Below are 19,140 nucleotides of genomic sequence, written 5' to 3' on the forward strand. Positions count from 1 at the left end.
CTGATAACTGATAACTGTCAACTGATAACTGATAACTGATAACTGATAACTGATTATGGCTATTGGTATTTTTACAACCGATATAAATTTAACAATCCGCTCCTGGGATTCTCGATTAATCGAACTTACGGGAATTACGGCGGCACAGAGTTGTGGACAAAAAATTACCGATCTGATTCCTGATTTGGAACAACGGGGTTTACTAGAACGATTTCAACGGGTGATTACCCAAGGCGTCATTGAAACCCTCGCACCTGCATTCCATCAATATTTAATTCCCTGTCCCCCCCCGGCGAACACCAAGCACTTCCAGTATATGCAGCAGCGCGTTACAATTACGCCCTTACGGGAGAAAACAACCATTGTCGGAACCATTGTCACCCTTGAAGATGTCACCGTGCGACGGGAACGGGAAATTGATCTGGCTCAACATTATCGTCGGGGAATCATTTCCTCCGAAGTAGCTTCCTCTGACCCCCCGACTCAAGAGCGGAATTTAATGTTTGACCTATCCGATGATCTTAATAAAGGCCTGTATGCTAATACTACAGACTTTATGAATGCCCTACAAGATAGTAGTTGGCAAGTCCGACGGGAAGTCGTAGAGCGATTAACAGCCCGTCATAACCCAGAAATTACCACAGAATTATTACAACTTCTGCGCCAAGAACATCGAAATGCCACCATTGTCAATAGTGTGATTCAAGTTTTAGCCTTGAGTCGGGTGGATTTAATTCCCGCCTTAATTGAATGTTTGCATGACCCTGATCCAGAACTGCGGATTTATGCAACCCAAACCTTGGGACAACGGGATGATGTTCGCGCCATTCCTGCCTTAGTTTTGGCTTTAGCAGATAATGATAAAAATGTTCGTTATCATGCCATTGAAGCATTAGGACATTTAAAAGCGAGAGAAGCCATCGATCCCTTACTCGAAATTGCTCAATCTCAAGACTTTTTCCTCGCCTTTCCCGCCCTAGATGCCCTCATGCAAATTGGTGATCTCTCAATTGCAGGACGTTTAATGCCCTTACTTCAAAAAACCTTAAATTGGCGGGTACGTCGGGAGGCCGTCGATAGTTTAGCAATGCAAGACGATCCTAACTTAACCCAGGATTTGTTACGCTTGCTTCGGGAACAACACCGTAACCCCGACATTCTCAATAGTGTGCTTCAGGTTTTAGTGCTCAGTCATATCGATCCAATTCCCTCCTTAGTGGAATGTTTAGCCGATCCCGATCCAGAACTACGCATTTACACCGCCTTAGCCCTCGGAGAACGCCATGACCCCAGAGCCATTCCAGCCTTAATTCAAGCCCTAGATGATATTGATATTAATGTTCGGTATCATACCATTGAATCCCTAGGACACCTGCGGGCAACGGAAGCCGTCGATAAATTAGTCGAAATCGCCCAATCTGGAGACTTTTTCCTCGCCTTTCCCGCCTTGGAAGCCTTAATGAAAATTGGAGACTCCACCATCAGTTGTCGCATCGTTGCCCTATTAGATAACGAGCTATTAGGTCATCAAGTGGCTGAGGTATTAGGAGAATTGGGCTCTGCTGATGTAGTTACTCCCATCGCCCAGGCGCTGAACAAAACGGATATAGCCAACTCTCCCGTGAGAGCCAATAGTTTAGTCATCACCCTAGCTAAAATTTATCAACGCTATCAAACTGAATTTGGAGAAGGAAAATTTATTGCTGACCTCACCCGGCGTGCGGTAACAGAAGTCGGAACTCAAAACCTACTGGATACAATTCAACAGGCCAATCCCGAAGAACTCCAGGCCATCGGCTTAATCTTAGGATGGTTAGAAGGAGAGAAGGTTGCCACCGCCCTAGCCGGACTGTTAAGTTATCCTCAACTGCGAGAATCGATTATTGAAGCCTTAGTGCGCTTTGGCAGTCGCGTCACTCCGTTATTAATCGCCCAACTTGACCTTCCCGACGTCGAAACTCGTAAAGCCGCCATCACCGCCCTGGGTCGCATTGGGAGCAATCAAGCCGTTCCCGCCTTAACCGATTTACTCAGTGCCGACACCGAATTAGTCATGGTCACAACCGCTGCCTTAGCCCAAATTGGCGATGGCCGAGCTTTTGAAGCCCTATTAGAACTCTTAGGACATCCCGACTCCGCCGTGCGTTTAGGTGCCATTGCCGCCCTCAACTCCCTAGGTCATCCCGCCCTCCCGCAACGGATTCTACAATTACTAACCCACCCCAATCCCCGGATTCGGGAGTCAGCCGTCAAAATCGCCGGATATTTTGCCTTTGGGGAGTGTATCGAAGCCTTATTTAACTGTACAGGTGATCCAGAAGAAAAAGTACGACGGGCTGCCATTGAACATTTACCCTACCTGGAGGATGAACGGGTTTTTCCCACTTTAGTTCGAGCCTTAACCCAAGAGGTTCCCTCTGTACGGGCGGCGGCGGCTCATGCTTTGGGGGATATAGAAGTCAATCAAGCCTTACCTCTTTTATTGAATGCTTTACAGGATGCTGATTGCTGGGTACGGTATCAAGCGGCTCGTTCCATTGGGCGTTTGGAGTTTAATCAGTTATCGGAGTCGGAGGCAGAATCCCTTGAACAGGTCTTTGAGATTCTACAATGGCTTGTCAACCAAGATTCTGCTTATCCAGTTCGGGCTGCGGCTACCTCGGCTTTAGGTCATATCGGTGAGGAAAAAGCGATTCCTCTGTTAACGACATTAGTGGGACTGGAGATCGCAGATGGGGACATTGCCCGGGCGGCGGTGATGGCTTTGGGACGGATTAACAGTACCGATGCCGTTGCACCTTTGTTAATGGCGTTGAATTCTACCAATGCAGAACGGCGTTTAGATGCCCTTCATGCGTTTCGAGAACGGGGGGGAGAAGAAGCCGGAGTTGCTTTACAATGGATGGCAGCCGCTGATCCAGAGGAAAAAGTGGTTCAAGCTGCGATTGAATCCCTCTCTCGGATGGGCACCCCAGAAGCGATTGCTGCTTTGTTGGAATTGTCCGTAGATCCCAGCAGTCGGGAAGCTTGTATTATGGCGTTGGCTTCTCGAAATTTGGAGCATTCGGGCCAGAAAGAGGACTATATTGAAGGCATTAGCCAAGGATTAACCCATCTGCATCCGGCTGTCCGGTGTACTGTTGTTGAAGTGTTGAAACGCCTCAAACATCCTTTTGCTTCGGAAATTTTAATCAGTGCATTAAACGACCAGGATCAAAGTGTCCGTTTATCGGCGGTTAATGCTTTGGTTTATTTGGGAAATCGCTCCTGTACTGAACAGTTGGGGATATTAGCTCGTAATGATCCTTCTGCGGCAGTTCGTCGGGCGGCTCAAAAAGGATTGCACCAATAATCAGTTATCAGTTATCAGTTATCAGTTATCAGTCATCAGCCATTAATTTTTAGTTTTCAGTTATAGCCAGGAAAAACTTAATTGGGAAGTTCATAAAAACACAAGTTTAGGCTGGCGCTCATCAGTTTATGTCCTAACTTGACTAATTACTGATAACTGTTGACTGATGACTGATAACTGATGACTGATGACTGATAACTGATGACTGATGACTGACAACTGATTACTGATATGCGATTTTCTCCAAAACCTCTGAATTTAAGCGATAATATTTTTATTATTTTGCGAGATCTAATCCATGAACGAACGGGATTATTTTATACGAGTTCTAAGCAAAATATGTTGGCTGATAAGTTATCTAATCGCGTGTTTGAAAATGGGTTAGACTCGTTTTTAGACTATTATTATCTGCTGAAATATGATCCTAAAGCGGATGAAGAATGGCAACAAGTTATTAATAGTTTAAGTGTCCCCGAAACCTATTTCTGGCGAGAGTATGATCAAATCAAGGTTTTGATTGAGGTGTTAATTCCTCAGTATTTAGAGAAGTTTTATAGTCTCTCTTATCCTTGTCAACCCCTGCGGATTTGGAGTGCGGCTTGTTCCACAGGAGAAGAACCCTTAACAATTGCGATCGCTTTGAATGAAGCAGGTTGGTTTGAACGAGTTCCGATTGAAATTTGGGCGAGTGATGCTTCTTCTAAGGCAATTGATAAGGCTAAAATGGGATTATATCGACAATATTCATTTCGGAACTTTCCTGAAGCTTTGAAGCGGAAATATTTTACGGCTGAAGCAGATGGATGGCGGGTTTCTCCTGAGATTCATCGCCGAGTTCATTGGTCAGTTAATAATTTATTGAAGGAGTCTGAAATTCAATATCTAGCTCAAGCTCATTTTGTTTTTTGTCGGAATGTTTTTATTTACTTTTCCGAGACTTCTATCCGCCAAACTGTTAATTATTTCTATGAACGAATGTTTAAACCCTCTTATTTGTTTCTGAGTGCTTCTGAGTCTCTCTTAAAACTGAAAACTAATTTTGAATTGGAAGACATTGAAGGAGCATTTATATATGTTAAACATTAAAGCAGCAATTCTGCTGGATTTGAGTCTAATTCATTGATGCCCCTATTGTAATAAAAAAAGGATAAAAAGTCATGAATAAAATTATTCGCGTTTTAGTGGTTGATGATTCTGCTTATGTTCGTAAAGTCATTAAACAAATGCTGTCTCGTAGCCCTTTTATTGAAGTTGTGGGAACAGCCCATGATGGGGAAGACGCTTTAGAAAAATTAGAACGGTCACCGGATGAAATTGATGTAATTACCTTAGATTTATTAATGCCTAAAATCGATGGGGTAGAGTTTCTTAAAAGACAAATGGAACGACATCCAATTCCGGTGATTATTGTGAGTATCGCCAATGAAGGGGGAGAATTAGTATTAGCAGCTTTAGACGCGGGGGCTGTTGATTTTGTACATAAACCTACGGCTTTAGCGACGGAAAAAATGTATGAATTAGCGGAGGAATTAATTGATAAAGTCAAAGCTGCTGCGAATGTCCCTTTAAAGCGTCTTCCGGTTCCGGCTTTAGGGTCATTACCTCCGGGATTGATTTCGGTTCAACCGGTGTTTAAGCCCGGTACAATTGATTTAATTACAATTGGAATTTCCACAGGTGGCCCCCAAGCTTTAGCATTTTTGATTCCTCAATTACCGAGTAATCTTCCGGTTCCAATTGCCATTGTTTTACATATGCCAATTGGTTATACCAAAATGTATGCAGAACGATTAGATCAATTATCAGCATTGAAAGTGGTTGAAGCGGGTGATGGAGAAATTCTGCATCCTGGGATGGTTTTTATTGCCCCTGCTGGCCGTCATTTAACCTTTAAACGGGAAGGGAATTCTGTTGTTACCCGTCTGGCTGCACAACCCTTTGATATGCCTCATCGTCCCTCGGTGGATGTTATGTTTCAATCAGCCGCAGAAGTTTATGGTAATCGGCTTTTAGGAATTGTGATGACCGGAATGGGTTCCGATGGAAAACAGGGTGCAGCATGGATAAAATCTCATGGAGGTTTAATATTTACTGAATCTGAAGAAACTTGTATTGTTTATGGAATGCCACGTTCTGTAGAAGAATCAGGGTTAAGTGATCATTCTTATCCTCTCAATAGAATTGCACAGGCAATTTTAGACGTTTTATGAGTGTTCTTGATAACCTCAAAATTATAACCCTCAATAGGTGTAAAAATGTTACTCACCGAAAAGCAAAAAATGGCCTTATCTGAATTTATGAAAATTGTTCTCTCTCGGAGAACAGCAACGGCATTATCTCAATTAATTGGGTCTGATGTGACGATGAAGGTGGCGGAGGTTTCTTTATCTCCGTTGAGTAAATTAATGACTGAATTACCCAACCAGTTCAATGAAGATATTGTCAGCGTTCATCAAATGTTTAAAGGGACAATGAGTGGAGATGCGCTGTTACTTTTAAACTATTCTTTTGCGGTCAAACTCACAAACTTACTGCGACCCGATCAAGAAGATTATAATTTATATTTGAATGTTTCTTCCTGTGAAGTTTTAATGGAAGCGGGGAATATTCTGTTAAATTCCTATATTAATATGTTGGGAACTTTAATGGGGAGTCAGTTTACTTTCTCGATTCCCACTTTCCAAATTGAACCCTTACCTGATTTAGTCAAATCTTTAATGATGGGAAAAAATGAAGTCCGTTATGTATTAATGGTGGATACCACCTTCCAATTCTATCATAATTCGGTTCGAGGTTCTTTAGTTTTTGTGTCTGGAGTGATTCCTTTATCGTGTTTAATTAAAGGAATTGAAGCCTCTATCGACTTAGCAATTCCTAATCCCTAATGGCAATAGCAAACAAGAAAGTCTCATAGTAATCATCCTTTGAGCTTCTTCTTTTCTAGTCCTGAACCCATTGACACCCTAGAGCCGAATCAGGAGAAAACTTGAACCCAATATAGAGGGCTCAAATTTGGCCAACATCAGGGGATTCCTTTGATTAAGCTGCATGGGGTTAAACCTTATATTATCGCTAACCTCTCTTCAGCTTGGCAAATTTCCATGATTCATAGTAAAATTAATTTAGCGATTTTAATAAGATTTTATTTAAAAAAGTGCATTTTTTTGCTTAATTCATTGATACCCTTTATTTTCCTTTTTAAGCGTTCCTTTCCCTTTCAATCTTGTTGTTCTTCGGGGTGAGTATAATTTCTCAAAACCGCTCTGAACTGTTGGGCTTGAGCTTACGAAGAATGGACAGTTGAAGTTTGACGCTTGACGAATGGGGCGTGGGCTTTTGGCTTACGCACCCTACAACTTGTTTCCCCCTCCCCCTGTGCTCCCTGCTCTTTGTTTTCGTAGGCAGCTTATGGCCATAATTCAGCTTAACTTGATTAAAATCCTCAGCCAAACACCCTGGAAAAAAGTGTTACCGTTATTATTAGGTGTGCTGGCTACTATTGCCGTTATCCTGGTGTGGGAACGACTTACCCTGAATGAACAATACCACTACAAACAGTTAATTCAGCAGGAAGCCCAGGGGATTGAGTTACAACTGAGCAGAGAACTCACCTACCGAATTGTTACCCTCAAACAAATGGCAAATCGCTGGGAAGTTGATGGGGGTACAGCTAAAGAAAGTTGGGAAAAAGATGCAGAAGCTTATATTCATGATTTTTCGGGTTATCAAGCCATTGAATGGGTTGATCCGACGTTTCGAGTGCGTTGGGTTGTGTCCAAAGTGGGAAATGAAGTCACACAAAATACTGATTTCTCCCAAGAATCCCGTCGTCAAATTACCCTTAAAATTGCCCGGAATCTGGATGAAATTATTTTAACTCGCCGGATTAGATGGACTCAAGGGGGTCAAGGTTTTTTAGCTACTGTACCTCTCTTTATTGGCGATGGGTTCCGCCCAGCCGAAGGCTATCGCTTTGATGGATTTATTGTCGGAGTTTTTCACTTCCAAACTCTATTTGATAGCATTTTGAACGTACCACCCGGTTATAAAGTAGCGATTTATGATGGGACTGAATCAATTTATCGTCAAGGCGGATTTCCTTCCCACTCTACTTTACAAAAAACAGTTATTGTCAGAGCCTATGGTGCTGACTGGCGAGTCGTAGTTGCATCTACAAAACAAGCAACTAGCCCTTTACCTATTGTGGTTCTGATCGCAGGCTTAACGTTAATTGGGTTATGTTTATTAGTGGTGTATCTGATTAGAATCAGTCAGGATCAAGTTCATCAATTAAAGAGAACCAACCAGCAACTGCAACAGGAATTTGAACATAGACAACAGGCAGAAATCGCTCAGACTCAACTGGCTGCCATTGTTGAATTCTCAGAAGATGCAATTATTAGTAAAGATTTAAATAGTATAATCAGAAGTTGGAATCACGGAGCCGAGCAAGTTTTTGGTTACACAGCCGATGAAATCCTTGGACAATCGATTAACAAATTGATTCCCCCAGAATATTACGCCGAAGAACAAGAAATTCTGCACCGGATTCTCCGAGGAGAAAGTATTAAACATTACGACACCAAACGACTTAGGAAAGATGGAACTTTTATTGATGTTTCTATTACAATTTCTGCCCTAAAAGACAAAGCTGGAACTATTATTGGTGCTTCCAAGATTGCTCGAAATATTACCGAAAGTAAACAAGCCCAAGAATCCCTCTATGAAAGCGAACTTCGATATCGACAACTGATTAATAACTTAAATACCGGGTTCGTTATTCATGCTCCCGATACCAAGATTTTGTTATGTAATTCAACCGCTTGTGATTTATTAGGACTCACCATTGAACAAATGATGGGAAAAACTGCTATTGATCCCGCATGGCATTTTGTTCGGGAAGATGGAACCCAGATGCCCATCGAAGAATATCCGATTAATCGAGTCTTATCAACTCAAACGTCTCTTAAAAATTATGTACTAGGAATTAATAGTGGTAAACCAACCTTAGTTTGGGTTTTAGTCAACGGTTTTCCCGAATTTGATCATCAGAATCAACTTAAACAAATTGGAATTACCTTTATTGATATCACCAAAATTAAACAAGCTGAAGCTGAACAACAAGAAATGAGCGAGGTGATGGAAAATGCCCTATCGGGGATTTCTAAACTGGATGCCCAAGGTCGTTATCTTTATGTCAATAAAACCTACGCTGAAATCACCGGTTATCAACCCGAAGAAATGATTGGAATGTTGTGGCAAAAAACAGTACATCCTGATGATTTAGAAAAACTTATTGCAGCCTATGAGCTTATGCTAAAAACAGGAAGAGTTGAAGTAGAAGCCACCGGAATTCGCAAAGATGGTTCAATTATTTATAAACAATTAGTCATGATTGCTAACTCTGACGAACAGCATCAATTGTTGGGGCATTATTGCTTTATGAAAGATATTAGCGAAAAAGCCCGACTTGAAGCGGAACGCAAACAAGCGGAACTCAAATTAGAAAAAGAACTTCTGCGAACAAAAGCTTTATTTAATACCTCATTAGATGGTATTGTCGTCATGAATAACCAAGGAGATGCAATCCAATCCAGTCCTCGTTTTGCCGAAATGATAGGTTATACCCCAGAAGAAACCCTGAGTTTAAACGTAGCAGATTGGGATGCCCAATGGACAAAAGAACAATTACAGACAATTCTCAAAAACCCTAATTTTATTCCTCTCTTTGAAACCCGACATCGCCGTAAAGATGGCTCGGAATACGATGTCGAAATTAGTTACAGTCGCGTCACCTTAGAAGGAGAAGTGATCCACTTTTGTATTTGCCGAGATATCAGCAAACGTAAACAAGCAGAAATCGACCTCCAAATCTCTCAAGCTCGGTTTGCAGGAATCTTAGAAATTGCCAATGATGCCATTATTTCCGTGAATCAGCATCAAGAAATTACGTTATTTAACAAAGGAGCCGAACAAATTTTTGGTTACCAAGCAGAAGAGATATTAGGTAAACCCCTGGCGCTGTTGATACCAGAACGCTTTGCAAAAATTCATCATCAACATCTTGCTGACTATGCCAAAATCGGAGGGTATGCCAGGCCCATGTCAGAGCGAGGAGGCATCTTTGGGCGACGCAAAGACGGGTCAGAATTTCCCGCCGAAGCCTCCATTTCTAACCTCAATCTCAAAGGTGAAATTATCTTTACCGTATTCTTGCGTGACATTACCGCCAGACAAGAAGCAGAAGCCGCCTTACGTCAAAGTGAAGAAAAATTCCGCACAGCCATCGATTTTACCTACGATTGGGAATATTGGCTTGATACAAAAGGTCAGTTTATCTATACCTCTCCCTCCTGTGAGCGGATCACAGGTTTTTCACCTAACGAATTTATCACCAACCCTAACCTCATTAGTGAGATTATTTATCCAGACGATTTCCCAACCCTAGATAACCATATTTGTAATTACCACTCTGGAGTCGAATTTGCCGAGTTTCGGATTATCACCCGTTCCAGTGAAATTCGCTGGATTTCCCACACTTGTCAACCCCTATTTAGCCATGAAAATCAATTTCTCGGTCTACGAATCAGCAATCGAGATATTACTGAACAAAAGCAAATTGAAACCCAACGTCAACAAGCCGAACAAGCCCTTCGGGAAAGTGAAGCTCGGTTTCAAGCCTTTATGAATCATAGTCCGGCTCCAGCCTGGATTACCGACATCAACGGCTTAATCCTCTATGTCAGCCAAACCTATAGTCAGAGTTTCCAGTTACCCACTGAAGATCTTCTCGGTAAAACCATCTTTGATATCTATCCCACTAACATTGCCCAACAATTTTTGGACAATATCTTAACCGTTAGTCAAACCCATGAAGTCATGAAAACCATTGAGATTGCACCCCGTCCCGATGGTAGTCTCGGTGACTTCCTCGTCTATAAATTTCCAATTCCTGACCCATCGGGACAAATCCTCATCGGGGGAGTTGCCATCGACGTCACCCAACAACACCAAGCCGAAACCGCCCTACATCTCAGCGAAGAGCGATTGCAACTGGCCCTAGAAGCGTCTGGAGATGGACTCTGGGATTGGAACATTGAACAAGGAGAAGTATATTTAAGTTCTCGCTATCAGGAAATGCTGGGCTATCAACCCGGTGAATTACAGATAGACCTTAATCTCTGGATTGAGATGATTCATCCCGATGATCGCTCCTTGGTTTGGGACTGTTTGAATGCTCACTTAAAAGATAGTTTTGTTTCATTCGCCTTTGACTATCGTTTTCAGTGTAAATCGGGGGAATGGAAATGGATTGCCGACTATGGAAAAGTCGTCGCTTATAATGCTCAGGGTCAGCCCATCCGCATGATTGGAACCCATAAAGATATTAGCGATCGCAAACAAAAAGAAATAGCCCTCCGACAAGCCATGGAAGCCGCAGAACAAGCCAATCTTGCCAAAAGTATCTTCCTCGCCAACATGAGTCACGAACTCCGTACCCCCCTGAACGTCATCCTAGGATTTACTCAGGTAATGGCTCATGACCCCTCCTTAACTCCTAACCAACAAGAAGATCTGCAAACCATTCGCCGCAGTGGCGATCATCTTTTGAATCTGATTAATGATGTTTTGGATCTCTCCAAAATTGAATCGGGACACTGCACCCTGGAAGAAAGTGACTTTGACTTAATTGCCTTGCTCCATTCTCTTCGGAATATGTTAGCAGAACGAGCCAGTTCTAAAGGACTAGATCTTTATTTTGATATTGCACCCGACGTGCCGCAGTTTATTAGAGCAGATGCTCAAAAATTGCGCCAAATTTTAATTAACCTATTAGGTAATGCCATTAAATTTACCCATCAGGGCAGTATTACCTTACAAGTTAGGGGTGAGCTTAGTCCTGAAGAAACATCGAGTCCCTGTTGGATTCTTGAGTTTGCCGTCATTGATACCGGAGTCGGAATTGCACCGGAAGAACTGGATACAATCTTTAACGCCTTTGTCCAAGCTCAAGCGGGAAAACAAGCCGTCAGTGGTACAGGATTAGGATTAACCATTAGCCGAAAACTCTTGCAACTCATGGGTGGAGACATTGCCGTTCGGAGTACAATAGGCAAGGGAACAACCTTTAGTTTTACCCTTCCCGTGAGCCTGAGTGATGGAGTTGACCTTGAACCGAACACTTCGGAGCGCCTGATCATTGGATTAGCTCCCAACCAACCCCATCATCGGATTCTTGTCGTTGATGATCGCCGTGAAAATCGTTTATTGATTGTCAGACTGTTAACGGAATTAGGATTCGAGGTACGGGAAGCTTGTAATGGACAGGAAGCAGTGCAGCAGTGGCAGGAATGGCAACCAGATCTGACTTGGATGGATATTCGGATGCCAATTCTGGATGGATACGAAGCGACTCGGCAAATTCGGGCGATGGAACAAGGTCAAAGTAGTATTATTATCGCCCTGACTGCACAGGCGTCCCGAAGCGATCGCACTCTCGCCCTGGCTGCGGGCTGTAATGACTATATGAGTAAGCCTTTCCGAGAACAAACTTTATTTCAGAAGATGGCCCAATACTTGGGCATCGAGTATCGTTATGCTGAATCTGTAACACTGGAAGTTTCTCCGTCCCATTCTAAGAGCTTGACTCCAGAAGAGGTGAAGGTGATGCCCCCCGAATGGATTATGCAAGTCCATGAGGCTGCATTGGATCTTAATGATCATCAAATCCTAGAATTGATTGCGGAAATTCCACCTAAACATCAACCTTTAATTGAGGCACTGACTTCTTTAGTTGATAACTTCCAGTTGGAAGCGATCGCAATTCTTACGAAGATTGAGGGGGAAGATAGATGACAAGTCTACTCAAATACCCAACTCAAACGAATATTTTGATTGTGGATGATACACCAGATAATTTACGCTTGTTAGCCAAAATTTTAGAGTCTCAGGGTTATATTGTTCGGAAATCTCTGAATGGGAGAATGGCGCTTCAAGGGGTGCAGCGTGATCCGCCGAATCTGATTTTACTGGATATTAATATGCCGGAGATGAATGGGTATGAAATTTGTGAAAAGTTAAAAGCATCGGAATCGACGGCTTACATTCCTGTGATTTTTATTAGTGCCCTGGAACGTTTGGAAGATAAGGTGCGGGCTTTTGAATTGGGGGGTGTGGATTATATTACAAAACCGTTTCAAGAACAGGAAGTTTTAGTCCGGGTTAAAAATCAATTATTAATTCAACAACAACATCAACAATTAATTGAACAAAATCAACGGTTAGAACAAGAAATTAAAGATCGGTTGAAAGCGGAAGCAGAAGTGAGAAAATTGTCTTTAACCGATGATTTAACGGGACTTTATAATCGACGAGGCTTTTTTTTACTCGCAGAACAACAATTAAAAATTGCCCGACGCACCCAAACACCTTGCTGTGTTTTATTCGCGGATTTAGATGGGTTGAAGAAAATTAATGATACCCTCGGACATGAATTGGGAGACCGAGTAATTCGGGATGCGGCTGAAATTCTCAAGGAAAGCTTTCGAGATGCTGATATTGTGGCGCGACTGGGGGGAGATGAATTTTCTCTTTTTCTTCCGGGTGGAGAAAGTCATTCAACGGATTTTCAGGCTCGGTTACAAACTAATGTTGATTACTTTAATCTAACGTCAAATCGGGCTTATATTCTTTCTATTAGTATGGGTGTACAACCCTGCGATTTAAATCAAGATTATTCCCTGGAACAATGGATTTCCAAAGCTGACAAATTAATGTATGAACATAAACAGATGAAATATTTAAAAAATCATGTTTGAGCGCCATGCAGAGACGCGCCATGCAGAGACGCGCCATGCAGAGACGCGCCATGCAGAGACGCGCCATGCAGAGACGCGCCATGGCTCGTCTCTACAAAATCCAGCAAACTCATTCCCTGTTCCCTGTTCCCTGTTCCCTGTTCCCTATCAACTGAATTTCAGCCCGCACCATCGGTTCACCGATTATCCGATTTAATGTAAATCCTAATTGTTCGGAAATATGTTGCATAATTCGATTATCACTGAGGATTTCGGCAAACACTAAAGGCATTTTCTCCTGACGCGCAATATTCAGTAATTGTCTTAATAATTCCGTCCCAATGCCTTGACGTTGGTAACTATCACTCACCAGTAAGGAAAATTCTACTTCATCGTTCCCATAACCTTTACTCAGGCGTCCGACCCCAATAATTTTGTTTTCGACCGTTTCGGGGTTTTGATATTCTGCCACTAAGGCCATTTCGCGGTCATAATCAATAAAACACAGCCGCGATAACCGTTCATGGGTAATTCGAGAACTGAGTTTGACCAAATGAGCATAACGAAGATAGACACTTTCCTCCGATAAACTTTCGTCAAACTTGACCATTAACGGTTCATCTTCAGGACGGATGGGCCGGATGGTAATTGCCATGTCCTGCTTTGATGTCCAATGGGTGATGTATTGGCGAGGATAGGGACGAATGGCTGGTTTTGGTAATGCTTCGGGTTTCGTCTCTGGGGAATGTAACACCACTCGTGCATCTAAGGCAATTAACTCGTTTTCCGAAGCCAACAAGGGGTTAATATCAACCTCTTTAATCCAAGGATGTTCAACAATTAAATGAGAAAACCGAACTAATAACTGTTCTAAAGCCTCCATATCCACTGAAAGCCTTCCCCTCACGCCTAATAAAGCTTTATAAATTTTCGTTTGTTCCATCATCCGACGGGCAAGGGTGGTATTTAACGGAGGTAAACCCAAGGAGCGATCTTTAAACACTTCCACCAATTGTCCCCCCATGCCAAATAACAACACCGGGCCGAATTGGGGGTCAAGGCTACTACCAATAATTAATTCATAGCCTTCTAATTTAATCATCCGTTGGACTGTTACCCCTTGGAAATGTTCGACCCCCACTTGTTGGGTAACGGAGGTTTCAATGGCGGTGTAGGCTTGCCGCACAGCTTCGGCGGTATTGAGGTTGAGTTGGACTCCACCCACATCGGTTTTGTGTGTAATCGTTTTAGATAACAATTTCAACACGACGGGATACCCTAACTGCTCCGCCGCATCAACGGCTGCATCGATATTTGAAGCGATACAGGTTTGTACGGTGGGAATGCCATAGGCGGAGAGGAGACGTTTGGATTCAAATTCAGTTAGAAGAGTTCGCCCTTCAGCTAAAACAGAACCAATCAGATGTTGGACACAATCACAAACTAGACCATCATCTTCATGGATTTTGGGTAAACTGGGGGTTTCATACAAGCCTTTTAAATTGTAGGTGTAGCGCCACATATAGTTAAACATCCGTACCGCCGAGTCGGGATAGGAAAAGGTGGCAATATTGGCTTGATTGAGAATTTTAATCCCCGATGCCACATCCGCACCCCCCATCCAACTCGCTAAAATTGGTTTATTGGGCATTTTCATACAACGATATTTCAACTGTTCCGCCGTTTTGCTGGGGTCAGTCATGGATTGGGGAGTTAATATCACTAAAATACCATCACTATTCGGATCTTGAACCACAATATCAAAGGCTTTGGCATATCGTTCGGGGTCAGCATCCCCTAAAATATCAATGGGGTTATTATGACTCCATTGGGGAGGTAACACTTGATTCAGGGCTTCAACGGTTGCAGAGGAGAGTTGGGCGAGGGTGCCACCTTCTCCAATTAAGGTGTCTGTGGTTAATACCCCTGGCCCTCCAGCATTGGTTAAAATCGTAAGTCGTGGCCCTTTGGGTCGGGGTTGTTTACTCAGAAGTTCGGCAATGGAGAACAAATGGGCAATATGATAAACCCGCAGAATCCCACAGCGTCTAAAGGCGGCATCCAACACATCATCGCTACCCGCTAAAGCTCCAGTGTGGGAGGCGGCGGCTTTGGCGGCGGCTTCAGTGCGTCCGGCTTTAATCACAATAATCGGTTTCGTTAGGGCAACTTCTCGCGCGGCGGATAAAAAAGATCGGGCATCCCCGATGGATTCCATATAAATAACAATACTTTGAGTTTGGGGGTCATTGCCTAAATAATAAATTAAATCTCCCCAACCAATATCTAACATTGAACCAATGGAAACGAAGGCACTAAATCCCACGTTTTCTCGGAAACTCCAATCTAAAATAGAAGTGCATAAAGCTCCACTTTGACTGATAAACCCAACATTTCCGGGTTTAGCCATGGCACTGGCAAACGTGGCATTCAGTCCCGTTAAAGGATTCATTAATCCTAAGCAGTTGGGGCCAATAATTCGCAGTTTACTCGATTGAGCAATTTGCAAAATTTTCTGTTCTAATTCTACACCTTTTTGCCCAATTTCTTTAAATCCGGCTGATAGAATAATCACCCCTTTAACACCGACATCGACACACTCTTGGATCACGGCGGGAACACTCGCCGCCGGGGTAGCAATAATGGCTAAATCAACGGGTTCCGGGGTGTCTTTAATACTAGAATATGCTTTGATTCCTAAAATACTATTGCGATGGCGATTAACCGGAAAAACCGTGCCTCCAAAAGGACTACTAATTAAATTCCAAAGGAGGGTTCTACCGACACTATTGGGTTTTTCCGTCGCCCCAATAACGGCAACTGTTTTGGGATTAAAAATAGCACTCAAGGATTGATGTTCGTAGCGTAAAACATCATGGGCTGGATCAGCGATTCGTGTTGCTGTGGTTTGCATAGACCACTCCTTATACGGGGAACTGGAATCAGGGAAAAATAACAAAAAGTTTTGTAGTTTTAAGCACGTTATTCCAGCTTTTATTCTTTTCCATTATAATCTAATCTTTCAGGAAGTCTCTGATCCTTATAAAGTTTCAAGATTTGTCCAGGGATCACATCAGATCATCAACAACAGCCATTTTCAACCCCAACCTTTGAGCACGCCTCTCTAGGGCTGAGTTTTCCCTGGAGGTTCATCGGTTTGACTCACCACTTTAATCTTAAATTTCTATTAAAATTTTGTTGAGTTTGTGACTTCCAGATTCCAAAATCAATAAAACCGATTATCATATAAAGTCAGGACAAAAAAACCTAAATCTAACCCGAAGGGGACGACTAATGATAGAGAAAGTCACAAACATTGATGAACTTGAAGCCCTCATAAAACGGGTGAAAGTGGCAGAAGAAAAGTATGCAAGCTATACTCAAGAACAGGTAGACTATATCTTTAAAAAAGCAGCCCTCGCCGCCAATGCTGCCCGTATTCCCTTAGCAAAAATGGCGGTCGAAGAAACGGGAATGGGGGTAGTCGAAGATAAAGTCATCAAAAACCATTTTGCCTCAGAAATTATCTACAATAAATATAAACACGATAAAACCTGTGGAGTCATCGAAGAAGACAAATCCTTTGGATTCCAAAAAATCGCTGAACCCGTTGGTATTCTAGCCGGGATTGTTCCCACCACAAACCCCACATCAACGGCAATTTTTAAAGCCTTAATTGCGCTTAAAACTCGCAACGGGATTATTTTTTCTCCTCATCCCCGCGCCAAACATTGTACCGCCGCCGCCGCTAAAATTGTTCTCGATGCTGCCATCGAAGCTGGTGCCCCAGAAGATATTATGGGTTGGATTGATGAGCCCACTGTTCCCCTGTCCCAAGCTTTAATGCAGCACCCGGATATTAAATTAATTTTAGCCACCGGAGGCCCCGGAATGGTACGGGCTGCCTATTCTTCCGGTAATCCTTCCTTGGGTGTTGGTGCCGGAAATACCCCCGCTTTAATTGATGATACCGCCCATATTAAAATGGCTGTTTCCTCAATTATTATTAGTAAAACCTTTGATAATGGCATGATTTGTGCCAGTGAACAATCGGTGATTGTAGTTGATTCCGTTTATGAAGAAGTCAAACAAGAATTTACCCTGCGCGGCGCTTATTTCCTCACCCCAGAAGAACGGGAACGCATGAAAAATGTTATCTTTGTTAACGGACATTTGAATGGGGAAATTGTCGGTCAACCCGTGCAGAAATTAGCAGCTTTAGCTGATATTACAATTCCCGAAGAAACACGGGTGATTATTGGGGAAGGAATCGAAGTTGACGAAACTGATCCCTTTTCCCATGAAAAACTTTCTCCGATTTTAGCCATGTATCGGGCAACAAATTTTGAGGATGCTGTTGCTAAAGCCGATACGTTAGTACAGTTAGGCGGACGAGGACACACCGCTGCTCTCTACACTTCTCCCAGTAATATTGACCATATTAAACGCTTTGAAGATACCGTTCAAACAGCACGGGTTTTAATTAATACCCCATCCTCTCAAGGGGCAATTGGAGATATTTATAACTTCCGTCTTGACCCTTCTTTAACTTTAGGCTGTGGCACTTGGGGCGGTAATTCCATTAGTGAAAACGTTGAACCTCGGCATTTATTAAATATTAAAACCGTCGCAGAACGTCGGGAAAATATGCTGTGGTTTCGTATTCCTCCCAAAGTTTATTTCAAATATGGATCATTACCCGTTGCCATTCGAGAATTAGCCGGAAAACAACGGGCATTTATTGTCACCGATAAACCCTTATTTGATATCGGGGTAACAAATTCTCTGGAGGAAGTTTTAGAAGAAATTGGGCTTAAATATGATGTTTTCTACGATGTTGAACCCGACCCCTCTTTAGATACGGTACAACGGGGATTAGCGTTAATGAATACGTTTAAACCCGATGTGATTATTGCCATTGGTGGGGGTTCTCCGATGGATGCAGCTAAAATTATGTGGTTAATGTATGAACACCCGGATATTGAATTTGAAGGGTTAGCCATGCGGTTTATGGATATTCGGAAACGGGTTTATGAACTACCTCCGTTAGGAGAAAAAGCAATTTTAGTTGCCATTCCCACCACATCAGGAACGGGTTCAGAGGTCACACCCTTTGCTGTTGTAACAGACCGACGCACGAATATTAAATATCCCTTAGCGGACTATGCCTTAACCCCAAATATGGCAATTATTGACCCGGAATTAGTGTTAAATATGCCCAAAAGTTTAACCGCTTTCGGGGGGGTTGATGCCTTAACCCATGCCATCGAATCCTATGTTTCGGTGTTAGCTTCGGAATATACCAATGGGTTAGCTTTAGAAGCGATTCGGTTAATCTTTAAATACCTGCCCAGTTCCTATGAAAATGGAGCAAAAGATCCGAAAGCACGGGAAAAAATGCACTATGCTGCAACGATGGCAGGGATGGCATTTGCGAATGGATTTTTAGGGATTTGTCACTCGTTAGCCCATCAATTAGGCGGAACATTCCACATCCCACATGGATTAGCGAATGCGTTATTAATTAGTTATGTTATTCGTTATAATGCGACGGATGTTCCCTTCAAACAAGCGACTTTTTCTCAATATAAATATCCGAATGCCAAATGGCGCTATTCTCGGATTGCCGATTATCTACGCTTAGGCGGAGAAACGGAAGATGAAAAAATAGATCGGTTAATTCTGGCTATTGAAGAATTAAAACGGTTAGTGGGAATTCCGGCTTCCATTCAAGAGGTTTTAACGGATAAAACCGAAGCGGAATTTATGGCGAAATTAGATGAAGTTGCAGACCAAGCTTTTGATGATCAATGTACCGGGGCAAATCCTCGTTATCCGTTGATTAAAGACTTGAAACAACTGTTAATTGATGCTTATTATGGTCGTCCTTTAGTGTCATCTGATTATAATGGCGATCGCATTTTCCCCAACTTTGAACCTCAACCGATGATGATTGGCGGTTAAAGACATTAAGCTTTAACCTGCGATAGC

Annotated in this window: 9 protein-coding genes; 7 read left to right on the forward strand and 2 right to left on the reverse strand. The window is 42.7% G+C overall.

The features are described from left to right. The first annotated feature begins 55 nt into the window (after nt 1-55). From H6G57_RS14530 to H6G57_RS14555, 6 genes are all read left to right on the forward strand, one after another. The gene (locus H6G57_RS14530; RefSeq protein WP_190519684.1) at nt 56-3,352 is read left to right on the forward strand and encodes a HEAT repeat domain-containing protein; all 3,297 of its coding nucleotides are present in this window, start codon (nt 56-58) and stop codon (nt 3,350-3,352) included. 231 nt (nt 3,353-3,583) lie between these two features. After that, complete coding sequence (locus H6G57_RS14535) at nt 3,584-4,438, forward strand: protein-glutamate O-methyltransferase CheR (protein WP_190519686.1); 855 nt, start codon at nt 3,584-3,586, stop codon at nt 4,436-4,438. 71 nt (nt 4,439-4,509) lie between these two features. After that, entirely contained in the window at nt 4,510-5,562 is a 1,053-nt protein-coding gene (locus tag H6G57_RS14540) for a chemotaxis response regulator protein-glutamate methylesterase (RefSeq protein WP_190519688.1), read from the forward strand. Nucleotides 5,563-5,607: 45 nt separating this feature from the next. Next, on the forward strand, nt 5,608-6,237 hold the full coding sequence (locus H6G57_RS14545; RefSeq protein ID WP_190519690.1) for a chemotaxis protein CheC: 630 nt from the start codon (nt 5,608-5,610) through the stop codon (nt 6,235-6,237). A 523-nt stretch (nt 6,238-6,760) separates the two neighbouring features. Further along, entirely contained in the window at nt 6,761-12,208 is a 5,448-nt protein-coding gene (locus tag H6G57_RS14550) for a PAS domain S-box protein (RefSeq protein ID WP_190519692.1), read from the forward strand. After that, nucleotides 12,205-13,170 carry a diguanylate cyclase gene (locus tag H6G57_RS14555; RefSeq protein WP_190519694.1) on the forward strand — a complete coding sequence of 322 codons (966 nt, stop codon included), beginning with the start codon at nt 12,205-12,207 and terminating at the stop codon, nt 13,168-13,170. The genes H6G57_RS14550 and H6G57_RS14555 overlap by 4 nt, the downstream gene beginning before the upstream one ends. Here the strand turns inward: H6G57_RS14555 and H6G57_RS29405 are convergent. Then, on the reverse strand, nt 13,161-13,283 hold the full coding sequence (locus H6G57_RS29405) for a pentapeptide repeat-containing protein (protein ID WP_199314302.1): 123 nt from the start codon (nt 13,281-13,283) through the stop codon (nt 13,161-13,163). The two genes, H6G57_RS14555 and H6G57_RS29405, sit on opposite strands and share 10 nt — an antisense overlap. Further along, nucleotides 13,280-16,063 carry a bifunctional acetate--CoA ligase family protein/GNAT family N-acetyltransferase gene (locus tag H6G57_RS14565; protein ID WP_190519696.1) on the reverse strand — a complete coding sequence of 928 codons (2,784 nt, stop codon included), beginning with the start codon at nt 16,061-16,063 and terminating at the stop codon, nt 13,280-13,282. Before H6G57_RS14565 ends, H6G57_RS29405 begins: the two co-directional genes overlap by 4 nt. 380 nt (nt 16,064-16,443) lie before the next feature. Here H6G57_RS14565 and adhE point away from each other — a divergent pair, with 380 nt between their 5' ends. Next, a complete protein-coding gene (adhE, locus tag H6G57_RS14570; protein WP_190519698.1) occupies nt 16,444-19,113 on the forward strand; it encodes a bifunctional acetaldehyde-CoA/alcohol dehydrogenase in 2,670 nt (889 codons plus the stop codon). The last annotated feature ends 27 nt before the right edge of the window (nt 19,114-19,140 follow it).

Origin of the sequence: Planktothrix sp. FACHB-1365, assembly GCF_014697575.1 — a bacterium.
Classification (GTDB): Bacteria; Cyanobacteriota; Cyanobacteriia; order Cyanobacteriales; family Microcoleaceae; genus Planktothrix.